The organism is Halomicrococcus pelagicus (assembly GCF_050954125.1).
The window spans coordinates 818434-838807 of record NZ_JBPBWC010000001.1 but is presented as its reverse complement, the minus strand read 5'-3'; the positions used below and the strand labels follow the sequence as shown (position 1 = coordinate 838807).

Annotated in this window: 19 protein-coding genes and 1 pseudogene; 13 read left to right on the top strand and 7 right to left on the bottom strand. The window is 68.0% G+C overall.

Annotated features, from left to right (window positions below):
- The 11 genes and pseudogenes from ACRYA2_RS04695 to ACRYA2_RS04645 all read left to right on the top strand — a co-directional run.
- Positions 1 to 150: pseudogene (locus ACRYA2_RS04695) on the top strand (IS6 family transposase); the annotation flags it as partial.
- A gap of 63 nt (positions 151 to 213) precedes the next feature.
- A complete protein-coding gene (locus tag ACRYA2_RS04690) occupies positions 214 to 681 on the top strand; it encodes a hypothetical protein (protein ID WP_433624690.1) in 468 nt (155 codons plus the stop codon).
- 71 nt (positions 682 to 752) lie between these two features.
- The gene (locus ACRYA2_RS04685; protein WP_433624688.1) at positions 753 to 1976 is read left to right on the top strand and encodes a thiolase domain-containing protein; all 1224 of its coding nucleotides are present in this window, start codon (positions 753 to 755) and stop codon (positions 1974 to 1976) included.
- Entirely contained in the window at positions 1973 to 3454 is a 1482-nt protein-coding gene (locus tag ACRYA2_RS04680) for a zinc ribbon domain-containing protein (RefSeq protein ID WP_433624686.1), read from the top strand. The genes ACRYA2_RS04685 and ACRYA2_RS04680 overlap by 4 nt, the downstream gene beginning before the upstream one ends.
- A gap of 142 nt (positions 3455 to 3596) precedes the next feature.
- On the top strand, positions 3597 to 4532 hold the full coding sequence (locus tag ACRYA2_RS04675) for a 3-hydroxyacyl-CoA dehydrogenase family protein (protein WP_433624684.1): 936 nt from the start codon (positions 3597 to 3599) through the stop codon (positions 4530 to 4532).
- Positions 4529 to 5368, top strand: coding sequence for an enoyl-CoA hydratase/isomerase family protein (locus tag ACRYA2_RS04670; protein WP_433624682.1), 840 nt, complete (start codon positions 4529 to 4531; stop codon positions 5366 to 5368). Before ACRYA2_RS04675 ends, ACRYA2_RS04670 begins: the two co-directional genes overlap by 4 nt.
- Before the next feature lie 269 nt (positions 5369 to 5637).
- Positions 5638 to 6474, top strand: coding sequence for an MBL fold metallo-hydrolase (locus ACRYA2_RS04665; protein WP_433624680.1), 837 nt, complete (start codon positions 5638 to 5640; stop codon positions 6472 to 6474).
- Between the two features lie 113 nt (positions 6475 to 6587).
- Positions 6588 to 7940 carry an NAD(P)/FAD-dependent oxidoreductase gene (locus ACRYA2_RS04660; RefSeq protein WP_433624678.1) on the top strand — a complete coding sequence of 451 codons (1353 nt, stop codon included), beginning with the start codon at positions 6588 to 6590 and terminating at the stop codon, positions 7938 to 7940.
- Between the two features lie 153 nt (positions 7941 to 8093).
- A complete protein-coding gene (locus tag ACRYA2_RS04655; protein ID WP_433624676.1) occupies positions 8094 to 8609 on the top strand; it encodes a GNAT family N-acetyltransferase in 516 nt (171 codons plus the stop codon).
- A gap of 183 nt (positions 8610 to 8792) precedes the next feature.
- Positions 8793 to 9773: a phosphoribosylformylglycinamidine cyclo-ligase gene (purM, locus tag ACRYA2_RS04650; RefSeq protein ID WP_433624674.1), complete on the top strand. Its 981-nt coding sequence runs from the start codon at positions 8793 to 8795 to the stop codon at positions 9771 to 9773.
- A gap of 56 nt (positions 9774 to 9829) precedes the next feature.
- Complete coding sequence (locus ACRYA2_RS04645; protein WP_433624673.1) at positions 9830 to 10273, top strand: cytidine/deoxycytidylate deaminase family protein; 444 nt, start codon at positions 9830 to 9832, stop codon at positions 10271 to 10273.
- 18 nt (positions 10274 to 10291) lie between these two features.
- On the opposite strand, the gene ACRYA2_RS04640 is transcribed toward ACRYA2_RS04645, so the two are convergent.
- From ACRYA2_RS04640 to ACRYA2_RS04620, 5 genes are all read right to left on the bottom strand, one after another.
- Complete coding sequence (locus ACRYA2_RS04640) at positions 10292 to 10831, bottom strand: CBS domain-containing protein (protein ID WP_433624671.1); 540 nt, start codon at positions 10829 to 10831, stop codon at positions 10292 to 10294.
- A gap of 42 nt (positions 10832 to 10873) precedes the next feature.
- On the bottom strand, positions 10874 to 11269 hold the full coding sequence (locus ACRYA2_RS04635; protein ID WP_433624669.1) for a DUF555 domain-containing protein: 396 nt from the start codon (positions 11267 to 11269) through the stop codon (positions 10874 to 10876).
- 130 nt (positions 11270 to 11399) lie between these two features.
- Positions 11400 to 11747: a DUF7410 domain-containing protein gene (locus ACRYA2_RS04630; protein WP_433624667.1), complete on the bottom strand. Its 348-nt coding sequence runs from the start codon at positions 11745 to 11747 to the stop codon at positions 11400 to 11402.
- Entirely contained in the window at positions 11744 to 13123 is a 1380-nt protein-coding gene (locus tag ACRYA2_RS04625; RefSeq protein WP_433624665.1) for a hypothetical protein, read from the bottom strand. The genes ACRYA2_RS04630 and ACRYA2_RS04625 overlap by 4 nt, the downstream gene beginning before the upstream one ends.
- A gap of 201 nt (positions 13124 to 13324) precedes the next feature.
- Complete coding sequence (locus tag ACRYA2_RS04620) at positions 13325 to 13858, bottom strand: Rrf2 family transcriptional regulator (RefSeq protein WP_113275863.1); 534 nt, start codon at positions 13856 to 13858, stop codon at positions 13325 to 13327.
- A 201-nt stretch (positions 13859 to 14059) separates the two neighbouring features.
- Here ACRYA2_RS04620 and rocF point away from each other — a divergent pair, with 201 nt between their 5' ends.
- The gene (gene rocF, locus ACRYA2_RS04615; RefSeq protein ID WP_433624662.1) at positions 14060 to 14980 is read left to right on the top strand and encodes an arginase; all 921 of its coding nucleotides are present in this window, start codon (positions 14060 to 14062) and stop codon (positions 14978 to 14980) included.
- Positions 14981 to 15122: 142 nt separating this feature from the next.
- Complete coding sequence (locus tag ACRYA2_RS04610; RefSeq protein WP_433624661.1) at positions 15123 to 15782, top strand: HAD family hydrolase; 660 nt, start codon at positions 15123 to 15125, stop codon at positions 15780 to 15782.
- A gap of 19 nt (positions 15783 to 15801) precedes the next feature.
- Here the strand turns inward: ACRYA2_RS04610 and gyrA are convergent, their stop codons facing one another.
- Together gyrA and gyrB are read right to left on the bottom strand one after the other, a co-directional pair.
- Entirely contained in the window at positions 15802 to 18270 is a 2469-nt protein-coding gene (gene gyrA / locus ACRYA2_RS04605; protein ID WP_433624659.1) for a DNA gyrase subunit A, read from the bottom strand.
- Positions 18267 to 20183 (bottom strand): DNA topoisomerase (ATP-hydrolyzing) subunit B, encoded by a 1917-nt coding sequence (gyrB, locus tag ACRYA2_RS04600; RefSeq protein WP_433624657.1) that lies wholly within the window; start codon positions 20181 to 20183, stop codon positions 18267 to 18269. Before gyrB ends, gyrA begins: the two co-directional genes overlap by 4 nt.
- Between the last annotated feature and the right edge of the window lie 191 nt (positions 20184 to 20374).

Sequence of the window (20374 nt, the reverse complement as noted above, 5' to 3'; positions counted from 1 at the left end):
CGCCATGGAAATCGGAATGCCGTTGAACGTGTTTTTAGAGAGATAAAACGGCGCACTTCATCGTTTAGCAATAGCTTTAGCCACGTCGATCCAGCGACCGCCGAAACGTGGCTGCAAGCGTTTGCCGTCTGGTGGAACTCGCTAAACTAAACACGATGGGTCGAGATGTCACAGAACTTTTATCCGACAGACTGCCGCACGTCATGGCGGAAGATGTCGCCGCTCTCGTCGGTTACCACGTTCGAATCCACTCGTCTCTGGGGTCGGCCGGACGACAGGCGTCGCCACTGGCGTCGCTTCGTCGGCGGATTCGCCGCGCTCGTCCTCGCGTTGCTGCTCGTCGTCCTGGTCGGCAAGCGTTTCCCCGGTGCAAGAGGGCTCGTCAGCCTCGTCTACGACGCCGTCCTGCCCGCAGTACTGTTCTGCGCGCCGCCGGTCGTCTCGGCGGTGAGCGCGTACAGCGACGGCGGCGTGTTCGCCTCGCTCACCGTGGGCGTCGTCCCCGGAGCACTGTTCAGCGTCGTCCTGGGGCTGATGCGGATAGCGACCGGCCAGTCGACCGGGGAGGCACCGCTCTGGGCGCTCGCGCTCGCGTTCGTCGGAATCGGCGTCGCGGGCGCGGTCGCGGGGTACGGCGTCGGTCGTGGACTGTGCCGTCTCGCGGAACGGCGTTCGGCGTAGGGACCGCCGACCCGGGCCCGGAGTCCCGAAGTGACGGCAATTATTTCTTTCCGGGGCTGTGAGTGTGGCGCATGCGAGACGCGTACCTCGTCGGCGCGGCCCAGACGGACTTCGGGTCGTTCCCCGACGAAAGCTACCGGTCGCTGTTCCGCACGGCGTTCGAGGACGCGTGCGACAGCGTGCCGGCGGGTATTACCCCTGACGACGTGGACGAGGCGTTCGTCGGCACGCTGGGCGTCGGCGGTCGTCAGCTCGGGCTGGCCGGCCCGGCCGCCACGGAGCACGTCGGCCTCGACGGCGTCCCGACGACGCGCGTCGAGAACGCCTGCGCCGCGTCGGGCTACGCCGTCCGGCAGGCGGTCCAGGCAGTCAAGAGCGAGATGGCCGACGTAGTGCTCGCGGGCGGCGTCGAAGTGATGACCGACACGTCGAGCGACGCGACGAAGTACTGGCTCGGCGTCTCCGGCGAGACGGAGTGGGAGCGTCTCTCCGGGACGACGTTCGCGGGCGTCTACGCCCAGATGGCGGACGCACACATGGCCGAGCACGGCACGCCGCGGGACGCGCTGTCGCGCGTCGCGGTGAAGAACCACGCGAACGGCGCGAAGAATCCCCACGCCCACCTCGGCTTCGAGTGCTCGCTGGAGGACGCCCGGGACGCGGCCGTGGTCGCCGACCCCCTCACGCTCTATCACTGCTGCCCGACGACCGACGGGGCGGCCGCCGCGCTGATCGTCGGCGAGGACGTCGTGGAACGGTACACCGACGCCCCCATCAGGATAGCGGGCGTCGGCGCGGCCAGCGACCGCGTGGGACTGTTCCAGCGCGACACGTACACCTCGATTCCGGCGTCCCGGGAGGCGGCGAACCGGGCCTACGAGATGGCCGGCGTCGGTCCGGACGACCTGGACTTCGCGGAGGTCCACGACTGCTTCTCCATCGCGGAACTGCTCGCCTACGAGGACCTCGGCTTCTGCGAACCGGGCGAGAGCGGCGACCTCGTCGCCTCGGGCGCGACGGAACTCGGCGGCGACCTCCCCGTCAACACCTCGGGCGGCCTCAAGTCGAAGGGCCACCCCATCGGCGCGACGGGGGCGGGCCAGGTCGTCGAGGCGTTCGAGCAGCTCTCCGGTCGCGCGGACGACCGGCAGGTCGAGGGCGCGACGCGGGGGCTCACGCACAACGTCGGCGGGAGCGGCGGCGCGGCGGTAGTGCACGTCTTCGAGCGCGAGCCGCCACGCGACTCGGACGGCGCGAGCGGGCGGCGTCCGCGAGGAAAGGAGGCGGAACCATGAGCGGCGAGACCCCGAACATCGCGGCGGTCGGCGCGTACGCGCCCAGGTTCCGCGTCGACGCGGCGGCGTTCGAGGAGGCGTGGGGGAAGTTCCACGCGGCGGGCGTCCGGTCGAAGGCGGTTCCGGCCGCCGACGAGGACGCGCTCACGATGGCCCACGAGGCGGCGACCCGTGCGCTCGACGCCGCGGACCGCGCCGGCGAGGACGTCGCCTTCCTCGCCGTCGCCTCGACGACGCCGCCGCTGGCGGAGGAGGACCCGACCGCCCGCCTCGGCGGCACGCTCGGCCTCACCGAGAGCGCGACACGACACGTCTTCACCGGGAGCACGCGAGCGGGGACGCGAGCGCTCGACGCCGCCCTCGCCGCCGGGCCGTGGGACGGCGTCGGCCTGGTGGTCGCCGCCGACTGTCCGCGCGGCGAACCGGACAGCGAGGAGGAACACGCCGCCGGCGCGGGCGCGGCGGCGTTCGTCCTCGCCGACGACGGCCCGGCGGAGGTCGTCCAGCGGGCCGAGTTCGCCGCCGAGTACCCCGGCACGCGCTTCCGGCGGCGGGGCGCGGACGCCACGGAGGGCCTGGGCGTCACGAGTTACGACCGACAGGCGTTCACCGAGACGCTGTCGAGCGCGGTCGACCGACTCGACTTCGAGACCGTCGAGGCCGCCGCAGTGCAGGCCCCGGACGGCAAACTTCCCTACCGCGCCGCGGGCGCGCTCGGGGTCGGGACCGACGAGATACGGGCGGCCGCGACGGTCCACGAACTCGGCGACACCGGCGCGGCTAGCGTCCCCCTGGGGCTCGTGACGGCGCTCGCGGACGGCCACGACCGCGTGCTCGCCGCCGCGTTCGGCAGCGGCGCGGGCGCGGACGCGCTGCTCGTGGGGGCCGACGAGGTTCCGGCGTCGCTCTCGCTCTCCGGGAGCGAGTCGCTCTCCTACGCCGAGTATCTCCGTCAGCGCGGCGAACTCACGTCGGGACCGCCGAGCGGCGGCGGCGCGTACGTCAGCGTCCCCTCCTGGCGGCGGACGCTCGACCAGCGCCACCGCCTCGTCGCCGGCCGCTGTCCGGACTGCCGTGCGCTGGACTTCCCGCCAGAGGGCGCGTGCACCGACTGCAACTCGTTGGTGGAGTACGACGACGCGGCGCTCCCGGGAACGGGGACCGTCGAGGCGACGACGACCATCTCGCAGGGCGGCGCACCCCCGGAGTTCGCCGAACAGCAGGCCCAGTCCGGCGACTTCGACGTGGTCGTCGTCGCGTTCGACGGTCCGCGCGAGGGGGAACGCGCAACCGGCGGGACGTCGCGCGAGGACGGCGACGAGACGGCGAGCGCGCCGGCGCAGGTGACGGGAGCGGACCCCGGCACCCTCGATATCGGCGACCGCGTCGAGGCGACGATACGTCGCATCTACACGCAGGAGGGCGTGACGCGGTACGGGTTCAAGGTCCGTCCGGTGCGGGGCGACGATTCCGGATAGATTTGCTGCCGGCGAAAAGCCGGACCGACGACGCGTATCGCCGTCTCCCCTTCGCGTGCCCCGCTCGGCGTCGTCTTCTCCGGTCGACGGCGACGCGTCACGTAGATAAACGCTTTTCCTGTCCCCCCTCGCGTTTCGACGCATGAAGGTAGGCGTACTCGGCGCCGGGACCATGGGCCACGGTATCGCCCAGGTCGCGGCCACGGGCGGACACGAGGTGACGCTCCGGGACATCGAGGAGAACCTCGTCGCGGACGGCATCGACAGCATCGAGGAGAACCTGCGGGGCGGCGTCGAGCGCGACAAGGTGACCGAGGCGGAGATGGAGGCGGCGCTGGACCGCATCACGGGGACGACCGACCTCGAAACCGCGGTCGGCGACGCGGACCTGGTCGTCGAGGCGGTGCCCGAGGAGATGGACGTCAAGCGACAGACGTTCTCGGACGTGGAGGCGCTGGTCGATCCGGAGACGGTCGTCGCCTCGAACACCTCCTCGCTCTCGCTGACAGAGATCGCCAGTGCGCTCGACGACCCCTCGCGGGCCGTCGGACTCCACTTCTTCAACCCGGTCCACATCATGGAACTCGTCGAGGTGGTCGTCCCGGAGCAGGCCAGCGACGAGACGGTGGCGTTCGCCACCGAGTTCGTCGACGGCATCGACAAGACCGCCGTGGAGGTGAACGACTCGCCCGGATTCGCGTCCTCGCGGCTCGGCGTTGCGCTCGGCGTCGAGGCCATGCGGATGCTCCAGGAGGGCGTCGCCGGTCCGGAGGACATCGACGCCGCGATGGAACTCGGCTACAACCACCCGATGGGACCCATCGAACTCGGCGACGTCGTGGGCCTGGACGTGCGCCTGGACATCCTCGAACACCTCCGCGAGGAACTTGGCGAGCGCTTCCGCCCGCCCCAGATCCTCCGCCAGAAGGTGCGCGCCGGGAAACTCGGCAAGAAGACCGGCGAGGGGTTCTACGTCTGGGAAGACGGCGAGATAGTGGGCACCACCGTCGAGCAGGGCGCGCCGACCGACCGGGACGCGACGCGGTCCGACGACGGCGACGGGGGTGACGACGAATGAGCGACGACGCCGGAGACGTCCCCGGAGGTCCCGAAGCGGTCGCCGGCGAGTGCGAGACGGTGGACGTGTCGGTCGGCGAGCGCGCGGACCAGGTCGCCACGGTCACCCTCTCCCGTCCGGACGCCCGGAACGCGCTGAACGCCCAGTTGCGCGCCGAACTGAAGGCGGTGCTCGACGCGGTCGAGGCGGCCGAGACGGTGCGCGTCGTCGTCCTTACGGGGTCGGACGAGTCCGGCGCGTTCGTCGCCGGGGCGGACGTGACGGAACTGCGCGAACGCGGCCCCATCGAGCAGCGAGAGGCGAGCAAGCGCCCCCGCGTCTACGAGTACGTCGACGACCTCGAGAAGCCGGTCGTCGCGGCCGTCAACGGTCACGCTCTCGGAGGCGGGTGCGAACTCGCGCAGGCCTGCGACGTGCGCATCGCCCGCGAGGACGCCAAACTCGGCCAGCCGGAGATAAATCTCGGTATCATGCCCGGCGGGGGCGGCACCCAGCGTCTCGCCCGCCTCGTCGGCGAGGGACAGGCGATGCGGCTGATTCTCTCCGGCGAGATAATCGACGCAGAGGAAGCCAACGACATCGGCCTCGTCGACGAGGTCCACCCGGAGGGGGAGTTCGACGACCGCGTGTCCGAACTCGCCGGACGGATGGCGTCGAAGAGCCCGCTCGCGCTGGAACTCGCGAAGAAAGCCGTGAAGGCGAGTAGCCGGATGGACCTCGACGCGGGCATCGAGTACGAGGCGGAACTGTTCGCGCAACTGTTCGCCTCCGGGGACAAGAACGAGGGCATCGACGCGTTTCTCGAGGACCGCGAACCGGAGTGGGAGGGCGAGTAACGTTCGGTTCCGAAACGCATCCGGGTGAGTTCCCGGACGCGACGCGGCGCGGGACGCCACAGTTGTCAGAGACACGTCGATCCAGTCGCCTGCAGTCGGCGACGCGACCGTCTGCAGGCGTTCGAACGAAGTTACTGTCTGAATATATGTATTCGTTTTTACCATTATTATCTGTGGATTCATCCTGGCTGGCGGGAGGGGCGTCTCGAATCCGTCGTCTGGTTACCCCTTTCGCAACACTTAGGCGGGTTCTCACAGCAGTGTGGGACATGACGATACACAGCGACTGGGGCGACTGGCTTCCGCGCGCCGTCGAGGACGCCGACCCCGACGGCGTCGCCGTCTGGTATCTCGGCTGCAACGGCTTCGTGCTGAAGGGCCGCGACGGGACGACGCTGTTCGTCGACCCCTACCTCGGGACGGGCGACCCGCCGCGGACGGTCCGGATGGTCCCCGTGCCCTTCGACCCGGCGGACGTTTCGGCGGCGGACGCCGTCCTCGCGACCCACGAACACACCGACCACGTCCACGGGCCGAGCCAGGCACCCATCCTCGAACGCACGGATGCGACGTTCTACGCGCCCGACGCCGGCCTCGAAGTGGCCCGCGAGGACGAGCGCTGGACCGACGAGTGGGACGTGGACGACGACCAACTCGCCGAGGTCGCGGAGGGCGATTCCTTCGACGTCGGCGAGTTCACGGTGCACGTCGAACCGGCCCACGACGCCGACGCCGCCCACCCCGTCTCGTACGTGTTCGAACACGACGCCGGGACCGTCTTCCACGGCGGCGACACCAAACCCGGCGACGACCTCGCGGACGTCGGCGAGCGGTACGACCTGGACCTCGGCGTGCTGGCGTTCGGTTCCGTCGGCCACGTTCCGGACAAGGAGTCGGGCGAGCCGAAGCGCACGAAGTGGTACAGCGACGAGAACGAGATAGCCGAGGCGGCGAACGCGCTCCAGCTCGACCGTCTGCTCCCGAGCCACTGGGACATGTGGAAGGGGCTCACCGCGGACCCGACCGCCCTCTACGATCACGTCCGCAGCTTCGACCGTCCGCGGTCGCTGGAGATCGTCGAGATAGGCGACCGCGTGGACCTCTGAGACGGCGCCTGAACCCCGACGAACGGGCCGCAAGTCGCCACCGAACCCTCCACTCTGATGCGGTAACACTTAACATACTACTGCGCGAACTCGACGGTGAGGAGTGGACAGCCGTGACCTTAGCAACCGTTCCGCGATACGACAGCGACAGGATTTCCGAACCCGGAGGGCACGCGGTGGTGGTCGGGGCCGGCATGGCCGGTCTGCTGTCGGCTCGCACGCTCGCCGACGGGTTCGACGAGGTCACGGTCGTCGACCGCGACCCCCTGCCCGACGAACCGGTCAGCCGCCGGGGTGTCCCCCAGTCCCACCACCTCCACGTGCTGCTGGAGGCCGGACACGCGACGCTGGAGGACCTCTTCCCGGGGTACGGCGAGGAACTGCTCGCCGACGGGGGGTTGGTAATCGACGGCGCCAGCGACGTCAACTTCTACGACGGGGGAGGCTTCCTCGCCGACGGCCCGCGACGCATACCGCTGTACTGCGCCACTCGCCCGCTGTACGAGCAACTGGTCCGCCGTCGCGTCGCCGGGCACGACGGCGTGCACCTGCGACCGAGTTGCCGTTCGATCGACTACCTCACCGACGACGCGGCGACGATGGTGGAGGGCGTCGTGGTCGAACGGGAGGGGTCGACGCCGGAGGAGCTCGCCGCGGACCTAGTCGTCGACGCCACCGGTCGGACGAGCAGAACGCCGGTCTGGCTGGACGAGCACGGCTACACGTCGCCGCCCGTCGACGAGGTGCACATCGACCTCGCCTACAGCACCGCCTTCTTCCGGCGTCCCGCCGACGACCGCCGTGCGTTCGTCGTACAGCCCTCCCCGCCGCACACTCGTGGAGGCGCGATTCTTCCCGTCGAGGGCGGTCGATGGCTGGTGACGCTGTTCGGGTTCCACGGCGACCACCCGCCGGCGGACGCGGAGGGGTTCGCGGAGTTCGCCGCGAGCCTGCCCGTCCCCCACCCGAAACGGCTGCTGGACGAGCACTCGCAGGTCTCCGAGGACATCGTGCATTATCCCTTCCCGTCCAACGTCAGGCACCGCTACGAGGACCTCGAACGGTTCCCCGACGGTCTGGTCGTCGGCGGCGACGCCGTCGCCAGCTTCAACCCCATCTACGCCCAGGGCATGTCGGTCGCCGCGCTGGAGGCGCTGATCCTCCACTCCGTCCTCGCGACGGACGGCCGCGACGACCTCGCGGTCCGGTTCTTCGAACGGGCCGCGGAGACCGTCGACGTCGCGTGGAACATGGCGGTCGGCGCCGACTTCCAGTTCCGGCGTACCGACGGTCCCAAGCCGCGCGGAACCGAGGTCTCCAGCCGATATCTGTCTCGATTGGTCCGCAGGGCCCACACCGACGGCGTTCTATCCGACGCCTTCTTCCGAGTGATGATGATGGAACGGCCTCCCAGTTCGCTGCTACGCCCGGGTGTCGCGTGGCGCGTACTCAGGCCGGCCGGCTGACCCGTGGAATCACCGTTGGGGGAACGCGACACGGAGACGTCCACGCTGTCGAAACGACGCTCGCACGATTCGGTCCGTACGGACGGTATGCACCGGTGACGCGCCTCGCTTTTCCCGGATACAACTAAGAGAGCGGGCGTACACTGTGAGTTCATGCCCGGGACGGTCTTTCTCGGCGGCGACGGGGTGACCCTCAACACGATTCGTCCGGACGACTACGCGTTCGTCGAAGAGCAGCACAACGACCCGTCTAACCGACGGCAAGCGGGAATCTCCCTTCCGTGGCACGAGACCGACGTCGCAGAACTCGTCGAGGAGCGAGACGACGTGGTCTTGTTCCTCGTCTGTCGCGACGAGGACGCCGTCGGAACCGTCCTGCTGTCGGGACTCGACCCGCAGGCCAGCAGGGCCGAAATTGGGTACATAATCCATCCGGAGTTCCACGGCGAGGGCTACGCAACCGAGGCGGCGGACCTGTGTCTGGAGCACGCGTTCGACGATAGGGGTCTCCACAAGGTCTGGGCGCAGGTCGTCGAGGGGAACGAGGCCTCGAAGCGAGTCCTGGAGAAGTTGGGGTTCCAGCAGGAAGGGACGCTTCGAGAACACGAGTACGCGAACGGCGAACGCGTGGACGTCGGTTACTACGGGCTACTCTCGTCCGAACGCTAGACGCTCTCGTCCCGAAAAAAACGACTGTACGGAGCCTTCCCCGACCCTTCACGTTCGCCGAAACTATCGCCTCGAAGGGCTCGATAGAACCGGCGACGCCGAACCAGCCGTCCTCCGTTCCGTCTTGGCGTTCTCGCGGCCGAGAGCGGCAGACATTTACCCGCGGCACGCGGCCAGTCGCACATGAGCGAGGACGCGGACGAGGAACTCACCTACGCGGAGACGGGGGTCGACATCGACGCGAGCGAGGCGGCGACCGCCGCGCTCGTCGGTGCCGTCGGCGACATCGAGAACACGACCGACTACGCCGGACTGCTGGACGTCGGCGACCGCTATCTCGCGCTGGCGACGGACGGCGTCGGCACCAAACTCCTCGTCGCCGAGGCGCTCGGCGACTACTCCACCGTGGGCGTCGACTGCATCGCCATGAACGTCAACGACCTCGTGGCGGCGGGCGTCGAACCGGTCGCGTTCGTCGACTACCTCGCCGTCGAGGAGCCGAGCGAGGAGTTCTCCGAGCAGGTCGGCGAGGGCCTCTCGGCGGGCGCGGAGGCGGCCGGCGTCGCGCTCGTCGGCGGCGAGACGGCGGTGATGCCCGAGGTCATCCGGGGGCTGGACCTCGCCGGGGCCTGCGTCGGCCTCGCGCCGAAGGACGCGGTCTTCCCCGGCGAGGCGACGGTCGGGGACGCGCTCGTCGGCTTCCCCTCAAGCGGTATTCACTCGAACGGCCTGACGCTGGCCCGCGAGGCGGTCACCCGGAACCACGACTACGACGACCCGTTCCCGGGGAGCGACCAGACCATCGGGGAGGAACTGCTGGAACCGACGCGCATCTACGCCGACCTCCTGCCGGCGCTGCGCGAGCGCGACGTCCACGCCGCCGCGCACGTGACCGGCGGCGGCTGGACGAACCTCTCTCGAATGGGCGCGTTCCGCTACGAGATATCGGACCCCCTCCCGGCTCAGGACGTGTTCGCGTTCGTCCAGGAGGAGGGCAACGTGAGCGACGAGGAGATGCACCGCACGTTCAATATGGGGACCGGATTCGTCGTCGCGCTCCCGGAGGACGACGCGGAGTCGCTGGCGGCGACGACGGACGGCGAGGTCGTCGGCGAGGTTCGCGAGGGCGAGGGCGTGGCAATCCGCGGATTGACGCTGACGTGACCCCTCACGACGGTACCTGACGGAAGTATTTTGTTTTCCTGCGACAACTCGACGGTGTGACCTCCGAGATTACCGTCGAAACGAGGGACTTGACGGCGGCCGACGAGCGTCTCGTCGAACGAGCGCGGGCGGCGACCGAGTCGGCGTTCGACCCCGAGCGGTGGGGCGGTGCACACCTCGTCGGTGCTGCACTCCGCACCACGGACGACGACGTGTACGCCGGCGTCAGCCTCCCGGCCAGCGTCGGTCGAGCGTCGATGTGCGCCGAACCGGTCGCGTTCGGCGCGGCGGTCGCGGACGGCGCGACCCGGTTCGACGCGGTGGCCGCAGTCCGCCATCCGCTTCCGGACGAGGACCGCGGCTTCGAGGTGGTCCCGCCGTGTGGCGCGTGCCGGGAGCTGATCGTGGACTACGGCGAGGACGTCGACGTCGTCGTTCCACACGACGGCGACCGACGAAAAGCGACGGCGTCGGCGCTGCTCCCGACGCGCAACTGGTAAACCGAGCGGGGGACGCGTCTACGACAGTCGCGCCGCGACGTCGGCCTCGGTGACGATGCCGACCGTCTCGCCGTCGGCGGTGACCATCACGGCCTTGTAGTGGTCGAGCAGGTTCGATATCTCGTTCAGCGTGGCGGACCGCGACACCGTCGGGAAGCTCTCGCCCATGAACTCCCGGACGGGCTGGTCGCGGGCGTCCTCGTCGACGTGGACGAGGTCGCTCTCGCTGATGGAGCCGACGGGCACGCCCTCGTTGATGACCGCCAGTTGCGAGTAGCCGGCGTCCTGCATCCGGCCGACCGCCTCGCTCACGGTGTCGTCGGGCGCGACGCTGACGACCTCCTCGTGCATCAGGTCCTCCGCGCGGACGATGTCACCCTCGGACTCCTCCAGGGCGTTGATGATGCGGCGGAACGTCGAGAGACGCGGATCTACGTCGTTGCCCTCGATGCGGGCGATGAGCGGCTGGGAGACGCCCGCCCGCTCGGCCAGTTCGCTCTGCGTGAGTCCCAGGTCCTTTCGGCGTTCGCGGATGTCCTGGGTCGTCGGGATCTCCATACCCGTAATAACTACGGGTTATCAAATAAATCGTTCGACTCGTCAGAGTTCGCTAGTTTCCTGGTCGCCGCTGCCGAACTCGATGTCCTCGTCCTCGCCGAACTCGACCGTCTGGACGACTGAGAGCGGAACGTCGCGGAGCGCGCCGCCGACTTCGCTCTTGGCGATGCGCTTTGCGTGCTCCTCGCTGTCGGCGTTGAACACCTTCATCTCCAGCACGAGACCGACGAGGGCGGTGTTCGCTGCGATGAACGCGGAGTCGAACGGCTCTCCGCAGGCCGGACAGCCAGTCGCGCCGACCTCGACCTCGACGTAGTCCATGTCCTTCTCGTTCAGACGCTTACCGGCCTCGCTGACCGCGACGCCGATGGCGTCGTCGATGTCCTCTACGTCGCGCACCAACCAGGCCGCCTCCATCGCAACGAGATAGTTGCTCATACCCGAAGCCTTGCTCCCGAGGGTTTCGTGTCTTTTGGTTTAGCCGCCGAAATTCGCGCGTGTCAGGAACGAGGACGGACTGTCGGACGTACGCCGTTCGAGAACGACGGGTCGGCTGCCGGACCGCCCGTCACGTGACCACGGAGTAGGTGAACAGGAAGCCGAAGTACAGGAGGACGAGGAGGGCGACCGCCTTCAGCCGGAACAGGCGAAGCTCCTCGTTCTCCGCGTCGTAGGCTTCCCGGAATGCCTCGACCTCCGACTCGTCGAGCGCGTCGGGGTGGTCGAGCCCCCGGTGGAGCACGAGATGCTCCTCGCGAGGGAACGGCCGGCCGCAGTAGGCGCACTCGACCGGCGACTCGTCGGCCGGAACTCGGGTTTCGAGCGGCCAGTCGTCGGCCGACCGGTCGTCAAACTGCGGGTCGTCTGTCCGCTGGTCGTCGGGCGTCCGGTCGTGGGATGGCTGGTCGGTGGTCATACGTACGGGGGGTCGACGGACGGTTGCGAGACGATCCACATGCTCGACATCGTGTACAGTATCATCACGACGACGAGGGCGTACTGGCTGCGGACGGCCTGCAGACGCATCGGGAACAGCCTGTAGGCCGTCGCGTGGGCCACCCAGACCGCGAGCAGGTGACCCAGCAGGACGAACGACATCTGGAGGCCGCCGAACCACGCCGGCAGGACGACGACGACGGCCTGGGGCGGCGAGAGCGGACTGGCCAGCGCCCCGAACAACGTCGGCGACAGTGCGAGGAAGTACCCCAGGTAGTGTGCGAGATGGTAGCCCGCCGCGATGGGCAGCAGCGAGGGAGCGAACCGCCGGGCGATGGTGGCCGGCGTGAGGTAGGTGTCGGCCGACCGTTGCGCGAGCCGCGCGGCCAGCCAGTAGACGCCGAGGAAGAATGCGTACCCGGCCAGCAGCGCGGCGAGGTAGACGACGCGCGGCGGGACGCCGACGCCGACGACGGCCCGGGCCGCGTCCGCCCAGAGGTCGGTGGTGACGAGGCCGTCGTACGTCGTCACCCACAGCAGCGCGACGACGAACGCGACCTCGTCGAACCCCGTGACGAGTTTCGTCTCGGCGAGGCGCGCGCCCGGCAGGCGCAGTTCAAAGCCGTCGTCGGTGCGCCGGACCGGAGCGACCCGGCCGTAGTAGCGGAACACGCGCGCGACCGGGTCGACGGTGCCGAACCAGCGGTCGGTGCCGTAGACGGCCGCCCCGGCGAGCGTCACCGCCGAGTAGACGAGCACGACGCCGGCGAGCAGGTCGGGGTCGCTCGCGAGCGGGCTGACGACCTCCAGCCAGACGAGCGCCAGCAGTCCGGCGACGCTCGGCCACGCGCCGAGCCGTTCCGGGTAGTCGGTCGTCCCCGCCGGGAGCAGGTCGGCTATCGTGCGCCAGGGGTTGATGGCCGGCCACGCGTTGCCGACGAGGTAGGTCGTCGCCGTGAACCCGGCCCACCAGCCGACCCAGACGACGAGGATAGCAATGTTCCGGCGCGGAGCCGACGGGCCGACGAAGCCGGCGACGACGACGGCCGCGAGCGCGAACACGCCGACGACCCGCGTCGCGGTGACCAGGTGGTCGTTCAGCGTCGCCAGTCGTCGTCGCCAGTCGTGGAGCGAGCGGATGAACGCCCGGTCGGTGACGAAGCTGGCGAGCAGGAACGAGGCGCTGACGACGCCGCCGCCGGTGAGCAGGAACAACCACGTCGGCACCGACAGCGAGTCGCCCGACGCTCCCCGGAGGCTACCGCCGTGCGCCAGCGCTCGACCGGTGAGCGCGGTCAGAACGACCGTCGTGGCCAGGGCGGCGTCGAGGGAGCGAGTGCGTGTTCGACCGCTCATCAGCGGGGGTAGGGGCGTCGAGCGATAATACCTTCCGGAACAGTTCGATGCCGACTCCCGGAACCCCGGTCGCGCTCCCCCGTCGAGACGAGCCTACTGTCGCGAGCTAACGGGGAGCACGGTCGGGGCGGACGGCGGTCGGCGAGAAGAGACGAAGAAGGTGCGAAACGAGGTTCGGCTACCGACAGCGGGCGGCGGTCGTCAGTGCTCGGGCTGTTCGGCGGGCGCTTCCATCTCCGATATCTTCAGGATGAGGATGTGGTTGGTGTCGTCCTTGCCGTCGACGACGCCCTCGACGACGAGCTTCGACAGCGGCGTCGGTCCGACGGTCACTTCGTCGCCCTCGTGGAACTCGCGTACGGAACCGCGGAGGTGTATCTCGGCGCGACAGAGCTCCGGGTGGTGGACGCTGGTGAGACTTATCTCCTCGACGTTGGCCTCCTCGACTTCCTCGCCGTCGTGGAGCAGTCCGACCTCGGCGACGGTGTCCATCTCCTGGACGTCGAGCGCCTCGTAGGCGTTGGCGGTCGGCTTGTACCCGCCCTTCGGGCCGGGAACGCCCTCGACCAGCTGGAGGGCCTTGAGACTCTGCATCTGGTTGCGGATGGTCCCGGGGTTGCGGTCGACTTCGGCGGCGATGTCCTCGCCCTTGATGGCGTCTTCCGCCTCGCGGTGGAGGTTCAACAGCGCCGTCAGTATCGTCTTCTGGCTCGGTGTCAACTCGATGCTAGACATTACCCCGAAACTTAGTAATTGATTTCCTTAAATGGCACGGAGTGGATGAAGTTTGGCGGATAATCGACGTTTTCGCCCTGCCACTGATAACCCTCTCGACTGCAGCGTCGCAGATGGCGGCTCCGTCCGCGATTTTTCCGTGGGAACCGTCCTCGCGCTCGAACCGGGGCTTCTTTTTCTCCCCGTCCCGTTCGTCGAAGCATGTCAAGAACGGTCCACATCATCGGTGCGCCGGTCGACTACGGAGCGAACCGCCGCGGCGTCGACATGGGGCCGTCGGCAATCCGGTACTCGGGGCTCGCCGACGAACTCGCCGCCGCCGGCGTGACCGCTATCGACACCGGCGACCTGCTCGTCCCCCGCGCCGAGGAGCGCGACCCCGAACGCGAAGAACCGCCAGAGGGGAAGGCGAAGTTCCTCCGGGAGACCGCGGACGTCTGCTCGCGGCTCGCCGACGAAGTGGCGGCGTCGATAGAGAACGACGCCTTCCCGCTCGTGCTCGGCGGCGACCACTCCATCGCCATGGGGACGCTCGGCGGGGCCGCGCGCGACGCGGACGTCGGCGCCGTCTGGTTCGACGCACACGGCGACTTCAACACGCCGGGAACGTCGCCGAGCGGGAACGTCCACGGCATGCCCCTCGCGGGCGCGCTGGGTATCGACGACTTCGCCGACACCGAGTGGGCCAACGTTCCGCGACTCCGGGAAGAGAACGTCGTCATCGTCGGCCTCCGGAGCATCGACGACCAGGAGCGGGAGGCCATCCGCGACAGCGAGGTGACGGTGTACACGATGTCGGACATCGACGAACGCGGCATCACGCCGGTCGTCGAAGACGCCCTCGACGTGGCCACCCACGGCGTCGACGGCATCCACGTCAGCCTCGACCTCGACTGGCTGGACCCGAACGAGGCACCCGGCGTCGGGACGCCCGTCCGCGGTGGGGTCACCTACCGCGAGGCACACTCCGCGCTCGAAACCGTCGCCGAGCGCGACGAACGCGAGGACGTCCTGCGCTCGCTGGAGGTCGTCGAGGTCAACCCCATCCTCGACGAGCACAACGAGACGGCCGAACTCGCCACCGAACTCGCCGCGAGCGCGCTCGGGAAGCGAATCCTCTGAGGCGACTCGCTTCGCTTCCGTCGGAGCAGACGCGTCGCCACCTCCGATTCGACAGTTAACGCGTTTACCCGGGGGTAGAGGACGGAACGGGACCAGCGAGGGGACCGATACTGTCATGAGGGTCGCCGAACGACTCGCGAGAGTGATAGATTACGACGCGATTCTGTTCGACAACGACGGCGTTCTGGTCGAACCGCCGACCGACGAAAACCTAGTCGACGCCGCCGAGTCGGCGTTCCGGGCGGTCGGCGTCGAGAACCCCGACGCGACCCACGTCGACGAGGTCGTACGAGGCGTGACCTCCGACAGTCTCCGGGACGTCTGTTCCGTCTACGACGTGGACCCGGCGGAGTTCTGGCACGCCCGCGACCGCCACGCCTCCGACGCGCAACTCGCCGAGTTCCGGGAGGGCGGCCGGGCGCGGTACGACGACGTGGCGGCCATCGAGGACCTCGCTCACGACCTCGGCATCGTGAGTTCGAACCAGCACAGGACCGTCGAGTTCGTCATCAAGTTCTGCGAGTTCGAAGACCTGTTCGACACCTACTACGGCCGTGGCATGGGCGTCGAGGACCTGCACCGGAAGAAACCCGACCCGTACTTCCTCGAACGCGCGCTCGACGACCTCGCCGCCGAGTCGGCGCTGTTCGTCGGCGACAGCGAGAGCGACGTGGTGGCCGCCCACCGCGCGGGCCTCGACTCGGCGTTCGTCAGGCGACCTCACTGCGTGGACACGTCGCTCTCGACCGAACCGGACTACGAGGTCGACGACCTCTACGACGTCGCGAAGATAGCGAACTGAAAAGGAAACTGCTGGCCGCCTACTCTTCGCCGTCGGTGACTGTTTCGCTCTCGTCGTCCGGCGTCGGCAGCACGTCCACGCTCGCGACGGCGTCCTCGACGTCTATCTCCATTACCGTCACGCCCATCGTGTTGCGGCCGACTCGAGAGATGTCGGCTGCGCGGATGCGCATTATCTGGCCGTTCTCGCTCATCACGACGAGATGATCGTCGGGGGCGACCGACTTCACCGACGTGACCGGGCCGTTCCGGTCGCCGGTCTTGATGTCGACGAGGCCCATGCCGTTGCGCGACTGCGGGCGGTACTCGTCGAGCGGCGTCCGCTTGCCGTACCCCTGCCGGGTGACGGTGAGCAGTTCGCGACCCTCGCTGTCGGCGGCGACCATCCCGACGACCTCGTCGCCGTCCTGGAGGTCGATGCCGTGGACGCCGCGGGCGTTGCGACCCATCTCGCGGGCGTCGGACTCGTCGAACCGGATGGTCATCCCGTCGCGGGTCGCCAGCACGAGGTCTTTCGTGCCGTCGGTGACCTCCACGTCGACGAGTTCGTCCCCGTCTTCGAGTTTCGCGGCGATGATGCCGGTCGAGAGGATGTTGTCGAACTCCGCAGCGCTGGTTCGCTTGACGTAGCCCTGGCGCGTGACCATGCTCAGGGACTCGTCGTCCTCGAACTCGTCGGTGGTGACGACGGCCGTGATGTCCTCGCCGTCGTCCAGGTCGAGCAGATTGATGGCGGACTTGCCGCGGGCGGTCCGGGACATCTCCGGTATCTGGTAGGTCTTCAGGCGGTACACCTGACCGTAGTTGGTGAAACAGAGCAGGTAGTCGTGGGTGTTCGCCCGGAACACCTTCGAGACGCGGTCGTCGTCTTTCACGTCCGCGCCGATGATGCCCTTGCCGCCCCGACCCTGCGCGTCGAACCGCTCGACGGGCATGCGCTTGACGTAGTCCTGCTCGGTGACGACGACGAAGACGTCCTCCTCGGCGATGAGGTCCTCGCGGGTGACCTCGTCGGTCCCCTCCACGATGCTGGTCCGGCGGTCGTCGTCGTACTCCGCCTTCACTTCGCGGAGTTCGTCTTTGATGACGGCCAGCAGTTCGGACTCGTTCTCGAGGATGGTCTGGAGGCGCTCGATGCGCGCCTGGACGTCCTCGTACTCCTCCTCTATCTCCGCGGCTTCGAGCGAGGTGAGGCTCCCGAGCTGCATGCGGACGATGTGCTCGGACTGGGTCTCCGAGAAGCCGAACTCGCCTTCGAGCGCGGCGCGGGCGGCGTCACGGTCCTCGGCGTCCTGTATCAGGTCGACCACGTCGTCGATGTCGTCGAGCGCGCGCAGTCGGCCTTCAAGGATGTGTGCGCGGTGTTCGGCCTCGTCGAGTTCGTGCTTCGAGCGCCGCCGGACGACGCTCTTGCGGTGGTCGACGTAGTGTTCGAGCGTCTCCTTGAGGCTCAACACCTTCGGTTCGCCGTCGACCAGCGCTAGGTTGATGACGCCGAACGTTTTCTCGAGGTAGTGGTCGAGCAACTGGTTCTCGACGACCTCGGCGATGGCGTTCTGCTTGAGTTCGACGACGACGCGGATGCCGTCGCGGTCGGACTCGTCGCGCAGGTCGCGGATGCCCTCGATGGTGCCGTCGTTGACGCTGTCGGCTATCTTCTCGATGAGCCGCGCCTTGTTCGTCTGGTAGGGAAGCTCCGAGATGACGATGCGGTCGTCCTGGACCTCGTACTCCGCGCGCACCCTGAGTCGCCCGCGACCCGTCTTGTACGCGCTGTGAATCGCGTTCTTCCCGACGATGTTCGCACCGGTCGGGAAGTCCGGCCCCTTGACGTGCTCCATCAGGTCCTCGACGGTCGCGTCGGGGTTGTCGATGAGTTCGACGGTCGCATCGACGATCTCGCCGAGGTTGTGCGGCGGGATGTTGGTGCTCATGCCGACCGCGATGCCCGAGGAACCGTTGACGAGCAGGTTCGGGACGGCCGCCGGCAGCACTTCCGGCTCCTGGAGGCGGTCGTCGTAGTTGGACTGCCAGTCGACGGTGTCCTTGTCGATGTCCGCCAGCAGTTCCTCCGCGATGGGAGCCATCCGGGCCTCCGTGTACCGCATCGCCGCCGGCGGGTCGCCGTCGACGCTCCCGAAGTTACCCTGGCCGTCGATGAGGGGGTAACGCATCGAGAACTCCTGGGCCATCCGCGCGAGCGCGTCGTAGATGGACTGGTCACCGTGGGGGTGGAAGTCGCCCATCGTGTCCCCGACGATGTTCGAGGACTTGCGGTGGCTCGCGCCGCTGGTGACGCCGGAGCGGTGCATCGCGTAGAGGATGCGCCGATGGACGGGTTTCAGCCCGTCGCGCACGTCCGGCAGCGCGCGTCCCGCGATGACGGACATCGCGTAGTCGATGTAACTCTGCTCCATCTCGTCCTCGACGCGGACGCTGTCGATTCGCTCCGCGACCTCGTCGGGGACGTCAGAGGGTTCCGAACTCATATGTCTACCCACTCCGCTTCCGTCGCGTGTTCCTGGATGAACTGCTTGCGCGGTTCGACGGCGTCACCCATCAGCACCGAGAACATCTTGTCCGCCGCGGCGGCGTCCTCGATGGTTATCTGCTTGAGGATGCGGTTCTCGGGGTCCATCGTCGTGTCCCACAGCTGTTCGGGGTTCATCTCGCCCAGTCCCTTGAACCGCTGGACCTGCGAGGGGTTGCCGTCGCACTCCTCTTCGATGATGCGGTCGCGCTCCTCCTCCGTCATGACGTCGTACGTCTCCCCGCGGTGGCGGATGCGGTACAGCGGCGGCTGGGCCGCGTACACGTACCCGGCCTCCAGCAGGGGCCGCATGTAGCGGTACAGCAGCGTCAGGTAGAGGGTCCGGATGTGCGCGCCGTCGACGTCAGCGTCCGTCATGATGATTATCTTGTGGTAGCGCGCCTCGTCGAGGTCGAACTCCTCGCCGATGCCCGTGCCGATGGCGGTGATGAAGTGGCGTATCTTGTCGTTCTCCAGCACGCGGTCGAGGCGGTGTTTCTCGACGTTCAGCACCTTGCCGAACAGCGGGAGGATGGCCTGGAACCTGCGGTCCCGGGCCTGCTTGGCCGACCCACCTGCGGAGTCGCCCTCCACGACGAACAGTTCGGACTCCCCGGGGTCACGCGACTGGCAGTCGGCGAGTTTGCCGGGCAGGGCCGTCGAGTCGAGGGCGTTCTTCCGTCGGGTCAGTTCCTCGGCCTTCTTCGCCGCCTTGCGGGCCTTCGCGGCCTCGACCGCCTTGGCGACGATGGCCTCGGCGGTGTCGGGGTTCTCCTCGAAGAACGTACCGAGGCCGTCGTGCATCACGCTCTCGACGATGCCCCGTACCTCGCTGTTGCCGAGTTTCGTCTTCGTCTGGCCCTCGAACTGCGGGTCGGGATGTTTCACCGAGATGACCGCCGTGAGGCCCTCCCGAATGTCCTCGCCCTTGAGGTTCTCGTCGATGTCTCCGAGAAGGTCGTTCCCGTTGGCGTAGTCGTTGACGACGCGCGTCAGCGCCGTCTTGAACCCTGTGAGATGGGTGCCGCCCTCGCGCGTGTTGATGTTGTTCGCGAACGCGTGAATCGACCCCTGGAGTTCGTCGGTGGCCTGCATCGCCACCTCGACCTGGATGTTCTGTTCCTCGTCCTCGAAGTAGATGACGTCGCGGTGCAGCGCGGACTTCGTCTCGTTCAGGTACTCGACGAACTCCCGGATGCCACCGTCGTAGTGGAAGGTGTCGCCCGACTCCTCGTCGCGCTCGTCGTCGAGCGATATCCGCACGCCCGAGTTGAGGAAGGCGAGTTCTCGAAGCCGGGTCTCCAGCGTCGAGTAGGTGAACTCCGTCGTCTCGAATATCTCCTCGTCGGGCCAGAACCGTATCTCCGTGCCCGTCTCTTCGTCGTCGTCGAGGTCCCGGACCTGCTCCAGTTCGCCCTGGGGCTCGCCGCGCTCGAACGTCTGTCGCCAGAGCACGCCCTCCCGCCTGACCTCGACTTCGAGGCGCTGGGAGAGGGCGTTCACCACGGAGACGCCGACCCCGTGGAGCCCGCCGGAGACCTGGTAGGACTTGTTGTCGAACTTCCCTCCCGCGTGGAGGACCGTCAGTATGACTTCGACCGCGGGTTTGTCGTACTCCTCGTGCGTGTCGACGGGGATGCCGCGACCGTCGTCGACGATGCTGACGGAGTGGTCCTCGTGGACCGTGACGTCGATGGCGTTGCAGTGGCCCGCCAGCGCTTCGTCGATGGAGTTGTCGACGACCTCGAACACGAGGTGATGTAGCCCGCGAGAGTCTGTAGAACCGATGTACATCGCCGGGCGCTTTCGAACGGCCTGCAGCCCTTCGAGCACCTGTATCTGCCCGGCTCCGTACTCATTTGCGTCACTCATAAATCCTGATTTATCGTAGAGCCTGGCCCCTGATAAAGCTCACGCACGCGCGCGCGTGATTTGTAAAATTATCACAATGAATGGGTGGACGAAGCGCAGAATGCCGGGATTTGTCCGACACCGTCTCCGGCGGAGATAACCCGGCCGGGGGCATCGTCGTTGAACGCGGATAGCTTCCGCCGACGAAGTAC